At 55.1% G+C, this 6,066-nt stretch carries 4 protein-coding genes and 2 pseudogenes; 2 read left to right on the top strand and 4 right to left on the bottom strand.

From position 1 onward, the window contains the following. Nucleotides 1–333: 333 nt before the first annotated feature. From BV911_RS18270 to BV911_RS18260, 3 genes and pseudogenes are all read right to left on the bottom strand, one after another. Nucleotides 334–807 carry a RidA family protein gene (locus tag BV911_RS18270; protein ID WP_168184140.1) on the bottom strand — a complete coding sequence of 158 codons (474 nt, stop codon included), beginning with the start codon at nt 805–807 and terminating at the stop codon, nt 334–336. A 443-nt stretch (nt 808–1,250) separates the two neighbouring features. Then, nucleotides 1,251–2,603: an IS1380 family transposase gene (locus tag BV911_RS18265; RefSeq protein ID WP_086054994.1), complete on the bottom strand. Its 1,353-nt coding sequence runs from the start codon at nt 2,601–2,603 to the stop codon at nt 1,251–1,253. 248 nt (nt 2,604–2,851) lie between these two features. Further along, nucleotides 2,852–3,384: pseudogene (locus BV911_RS18260) on the bottom strand (IS6 family transposase); the annotation flags it as partial. Nucleotides 3,385–3,696: 312 nt separating this feature from the next. On the opposite strand from BV911_RS18260, the gene BV911_RS18255 reads away from it, so the two are divergent. Both BV911_RS18255 and BV911_RS18250 read left to right on the top strand, forming a co-directional pair. Continuing rightward, nucleotides 3,697–4,071, top strand: a complete 375-nt coding sequence (locus tag BV911_RS18255; RefSeq protein WP_168184139.1) for a c-type cytochrome — start codon at nt 3,697–3,699, stop codon at nt 4,069–4,071. A 165-nt stretch (nt 4,072–4,236) separates the two neighbouring features. Beyond that, entirely contained in the window at nt 4,237–5,529 is a 1,293-nt protein-coding gene (locus tag BV911_RS18250) for a sorbosone dehydrogenase family protein (protein WP_086054992.1), read from the top strand. Nucleotides 5,530–5,721: 192 nt separating this feature from the next. On the opposite strand, the pseudogene BV911_RS20140 reads toward BV911_RS18250, so the two are convergent. Further along, nucleotides 5,722–6,066: pseudogene (locus BV911_RS20140) on the bottom strand (hypothetical protein); the annotation flags it as partial.

Genomic DNA, 6,066 nt, shown 5'->3' with positions numbered 1-6,066 from the left:
GGTGGCAGCATCCGCTTCAGAACGGCCGCCTTTCGTTCGGGTGAATATCCCACGTCATCGTCCTATCTGGCCCGCCGAAAATGTAGAGGAAAAATAGAGCGGCGGACAACTACGCTGACACAGGGGGCTAGAGCGCCGCCGACATCCCGAGCGTGGCCCCATTTTGCGCCGGTAAATGGCCCTTTTTGTCACCGTGATTGACAGTGAGGCATAGGGGGCGGCCAGCCGCCCCCTGCCAGAATGGCCCTGTCTGATTTTGTCTATTATCTGAGAGCGTTGAGCTGCAGGCTACTTTCCTGAACGTCTCAGTTTATCGTCGTGCCAGATATGGGTTTACTCAGCAGCAACGGCCGCTACGACATCGACCTCGATCATCATGCCAGGCCGGGCGAGTTGGCTTACGTTTAGAAATGTATGTGGAGGGAAGACTTGCCCTTCAAAAGCTTCTGCGCGGCAGGTTTGCATATCGCCTCGATCACGGACGTCAATGAGGTAGCTCGTTGCCTTAACAATATCAGCAAGAGTCGCCCCGTTGGCCTTGAGAACCTCTTCTACTTTGTCCCATACCAATCGGCATTGCTCCAGGAAATTGTCCTTGTGCAGCACCTCTCCCTCCGGAGTTTTAGGACCTATACCCGCAAGATAAATGAATTTTGCAGGACCTGTGACGGTTACGGCTTCGGAGTAGAGCCCCTCGGAGAATTCGTTATAACTGAAGCTCTCCATCTTAAACTCTTGAGCATTTACTCCAGTAGCGCATACAGCGAAAATTAAACCTTGGGCAAACCTGCGAGCTGTTTTAATCATTAATATTCCCTTCAAGAATGAGACACAAACCATGACGTCCGCATCATCCGTCGTATTCTTCACGACAAGACCACGTAACATTCGAATTTCTGCCAAGAATAAAAATTAGACAATATAGATAATAAACTACCCTAAGCTGTGTATCTGCACAAATAACTTGCCCTCAAAACGATCTAAGCGGCATATTTCATCATTCACGCGACTGATCGGAGAGTACCACAACCGACATTCCCCAAGTGGCATGCCGTTTGACGTCGAGGCCGCCTGATTTCGCTTATTGATCAAGCGTTTTGGGCCCTGAACGGCGCTTGCATGGGCCCAAACGCTCGAATTCGGGCAGGTCGGTCCGCAAACTCGCATCATCCCGGCCCCGCGTCGCCGTTTTTCAGCACGGTGGACAGACCTGTCCTGCCGCTTTCGTTCAGCTGCTGGTAGGATCGCGGTCACGCACATGAAGGCGGCGCTCGGAGGCCGTGAATGGCGGCAAGGATGGCCCTGACCATTGGGCCGGTCACCGCGACCTCGGCAAGCTGGAAGGTGATTGTTCGGGCGTAACGCACGACGCGGGCCCCAATCTTGATCAGTTTAAGTTGCAGGCTGGTCAGCGACCAGCGGGCCATTTCCTCGGGTAGCTCGATGCAGCGCAGGAAGGTGGCCAGGTTGTAGGCCAGCGCGTGCAGGTGCAGCCGCACCTCGTTGTCACGGAACCGCCTGCAGGACAGGCGCGTCCAGTGGAAGGCGTACTTTCCTTCCTTGATGTGCTGCTCAGCTGTGCCACGTTGATTATAGAAGAGGATGACCTCGTCCGGTTCCATGGGCAGGTTGGTGACGATGAAACCCACGCGGGGGAACAGCTCGCCCGGATGCCACTCGATCTTGGCAATCACGCGGCGTTCCTTGTCCCAGCTTTGCGCCTGATACTCAATGTCCTCGTAGAACCGCTTGACCTTGGTCAGCGACGGACGTCCGACCGGTCGGGTCAGCCGATGCGCGATCTTCTCCTTGAGCACCGCGTTGGCGGGCAGGCGAATGGCGTAGAGGTAGCCTGCCTCCTCCAGCCGCTCATAGAGAGCCGGGATCGCATAGGCGGCATCGGCCCGGAAGAAGCGCAGGATGTCGCGGTCGGCATGCCGGGCAATGACCGGGTCGAGGACGCCCCGCCAGCCATCGGCGCTGTGGACATTCCCGTTTCGCAGGGCACAGCGTTCCAGCATGCCAAACTGGTTGAACAGGAAGTTCGGATGATAGCAGGTGCAGTCGAAATGCCCGTTCCAGGCCGTGCCTTCCTGGTCACCATGGGTCGGGCTGACGGAACTATCCATGTCCAGTATGATGTACTTCAGCCCGTTGCGGTCGTGGAAGCGGTCAATCCACTGGCCATTCAGATCGGCCAACGCTTCCCGGTTCTCGGACAAGGCCAGCGTCTCGGTCTCGAACCGCCCCATCTGCGAGGCCGAGGCTGCCTGCGCATCGACGGCCCGGCCACCGACAACCTGGCGTATGACAGGATCGAGTGCGAGACGGTCGGCATCGTTGACGTCTTCGTAGCCCGCCAGTCGCCCGTAGACAGATTGTCGAAAAAGCCCGTCAAACCTGTGAACGGTGTTCTTCCCAGTGCGGCTGTCACGCAACGCGCCCGACGCAAGATCAGACAGCCCGAGCACGTCATCCAACTCGCGCATCACCAGAAGACCGCCGTCGGAACTGAGCTGCGTGCCACGAAATTCGAGCCGCACCCGGCGGTCAAAACCAAGCCGCCCATCACCCGTTTCGCTTGCACCCTCTGGGTGATCCATAATCCGAAACCTCAAGCCAAATTAACATGCTGAAATATAACATATTAATGACCATCAGAGGGATGAAAACGTCAAGCTACTTGGGGAATGCAGGGATAAAAGTCTGCGCACGCTTTCCCTTTCCTGCGCATGCTTCGTGTTTTTACACGTCATGCCCGTACTGCGAATGCTCCTTAGATTATTGACCGAATTCGGTTTTCACGAAAGGAGGATTTTTCCGCGTTGCGCACGCTTCCCCTTTTTCTGGCTTTGATGAACCGGTGGTCCTGCTTAATAATGTTGTTCAGATATTTGACGCAGCAGATGTCGATCAACCAGAACCAGCCCTGCAAGATGAGCCGCCAATTCAGGGTCTCGAGCCCGGCCAAGTTCGCGCCGCTCTTGTCGATCACGACTTTCTTCGGCCAGCCGTTGTTCGTGAGCGCGCGCGCGAAGAAGCCCGTGGCTGCTGCCTCGTCACGATGTTCAAAAAGCATGAAATCAAGCGTTCTCCCGCGCTTATCAACTGCGCGATACAAATACGTCCACACACCTTTGACCTTGATATGAGTCTCGTCAATGCGCCAGGACCTGCTGGTTGCAGATGTTCGCCGCTGGGACTCGGCAGCTACCATCGGCGAAAATTTCACGACCCATCGGCTCAGGGTCGCATGGTCTACATCCGCGCCGCGCTCCGCCATGATCGCTTCCAGATCGCGATAGGACACGGCATAGCGGACGTAGAAGAATACGGCTAAAAAGGAACACGTTTTTTTGAATAATGCACGCCTTTGACATTTATCGCCACGTCCGGGTCCACGTCTGCAATAACAACCGGAGCCGACTATCACAGGCGGCGCGACAGGCACACCGGCTTAAAGGTTTGCGACAGAACCCCCCGACAAATCCCGTCAGGGGCAAGGTCTCACCATGGGTCAATTCTCAATGACAATGTCTGTCGCTGCTGGGTCAGTTCTCAGTGACATTCAACAGGCAAAGCCACTATTGGAATTCTATCTGACGTCAGCTGACATTTAATTTTGTCAGAACACTGGACTTGGCTCAAAGATCGTTTACAACAATATGGTCCGACCAAACGAAGGAGACGATGCCGATGTTGAAAGTCTATGCTTTGGCTGCCGCAACGTGTTTATGCAGTATGGCAGCGTGGGCCGAGACCCCATCAACTGACCCGGCGACGGCCGACGCGCCCGGAGCCGTAGTCGCCGAGCAAGAGGTTGATCTGAAAGCGGCGGAGAAGATCTTTCGTAAGTCATGCCGGGCCTGTCACGGCAACCAGGCCCAGGGTGCAGCAAGCTATCCAAAGCTTTCCGACAAATCGCCGGAGTATATTGCTGAAAAGCTCGAGCTCTACAGAGCCGGTGAAAAGATCGGGCCGAATTCCATTTTAATGATCAGCCATGCCAAGAAGCTCTCTGACGAAGATATTGCAAATATCTCGTTTTACGTCGCTACGGCCTTTGACTGACACTGAGAATATCAACTCTTCAGCGCCAAGCATATAAAAACATGATAAAATCATTGCCCGGCTGGAAGAGCGAGAGTTACGATTAACCTAAGGTCAGGCCGGATATAAAGCACAAAAAAAAGCAGTTTCTGGGCGGACCGCGAAATCTACCAATGGGAGGGAAACATGGAACACGTGAAGTATTTGTCTGCGCTGTCTGCTACGGCCGCGCTTCTTGCCGGGACGGCTTTGCTGTCGACGGCGGCAGTCGCACAAAATGGGATGAACACCACAAATCTGCAACATGAAGTCGTGCTTGACGGGTTGGACAACCCTTGGGACATGGCATTTCTTGACGACGGCACAATGCTGTTTACCGAGAAATGCTCTGGCCTGTCGGTCCGCCTTCCGGATGGGGCCGTAAACGCGCTTTATGGCGTGGGTGAAGCCGAAGGCTATCCGGCAAACGGCGCTGATCTTTTTTGCGAAGGACAGGCGGGTATGATGGGGGTCGCGTTTGACCCAGATTTTGAAACTAACCGTCGCATTTATGTTTATTCGACATCCAATATGTCGGATCCACATACCAACCGGCTGATGCGTTTCACGCTGAACGACGATTTCACCGCAGTCGACGACCGCACAGATATTGTTGATGATGTGGTCTATAAAATGGCGGCATCTGATCACCCGTTCGGGGGGCCCGGGGCGCATAACGGAGGACGTGTGCGCTTTGATCCAAACGGTCACCTCTTTCTGACCACAGGCGATACGCATAACAGCGAAGTGCCCCAGAGCCCGACAAAGATGGGTTCAAAGGTTCTTCGGATCGATACAGACGGCAATGCGATTGCCGAAAACAACCCGCCTGAAGGGTTTGACAAAAGAACCTACACCTACGGCCATCGCAACGTGCAGGGGATCGCGTTTCACCCTGAAACAGGCGCCGCAATCACTGCCGAGCATGGGCCGTGGCATTCAGACGAAATCACAATCTTGGAAAACGGCGGAAACGGCGGCTGGGACCCGCGGCCCAATATGGCCGGACGAGGCGACTGCCCGGACGATTATTGCGGCTATAGCCCCAATCAGGAAGATGGCATGAACCGCTATGAGCGTGCCGCCTTCATGCCGATGACCGATTTTGACACTTACCCCGACGCCATGCCACCAATATGGAACAATAATGGCTGGTCACAAGGCACCTCATCAGCGGCCTTTCTCAAAGGTGAAGGCTGGGGTGACTGGGACGGGGCAATGGTTGTAGGCATCATGGGCATTGGCTTTGGCGGCACACCGATTGGTCAGCGCATTGATGTGATACAGTTCAACGGCGACGGCACAGACGTTGAAGACGTAACGGAGATGACGCTGCCCATGGATCCGGGTCGCTTCCGCTCGCTGGTTACAGGCCCAGACGGCAGTCTTTATGCGTCGATCGACGAAGGAACGATCTATAAGCTGACCCCCGGCCAGTAACCGAATAGCTAGCCATGCGGCGGCGTCGCATGGCTTGGCTGCCATTGGCCAGCACTTCAGAGACGCTGAAGTGCTGGTTTTTTCATATCTGTGGAGTGGGTTTTGGGGTACGAACAAAACTTGGACTATCTCGGAGGTAGTTCATGCAGTCGTACGAAGACGAGAAATGCCCGAAAGTTGGTGACGGCGCGGTCAGGCGGCGGTTTGAAGTTGCTTGATGCCGTCTCTGATTTCAATCCCTTGAACGATTTCTGGCAGGCGGCTTACGCCGTCGAGTTTTCGCCATTTGGCCTGGGCTGACATCATCAGACGGAATGCCATGGCCAGACCGGTTTTCCGGCTTAGGCATCCTTTGGTTTTTCCTGTGCGATGGCGGACGGTTGCGAACATGCTCTCGATCGGGGTGAAGGGTATCCGTCCGGTGTCCCCGCTCTGACGGCGTGATGGAGTGCCTGCTAGATGTCCACCATGGATAGTGGACATCTTGAGGTAAGCGATGGCGGGCAAGAAGGGGCAGAAGAAGCGGGTTTGGTCAGA

It is taken from the genome of Pseudoruegeria sp. SK021 (assembly GCF_002119405.1).
Taxonomy (GTDB): Bacteria; Pseudomonadota; Alphaproteobacteria; order Rhodobacterales; family Rhodobacteraceae; genus Meridianimarinicoccus.
This window is presented reverse-complemented; position numbering and strand designations above follow the sequence as displayed.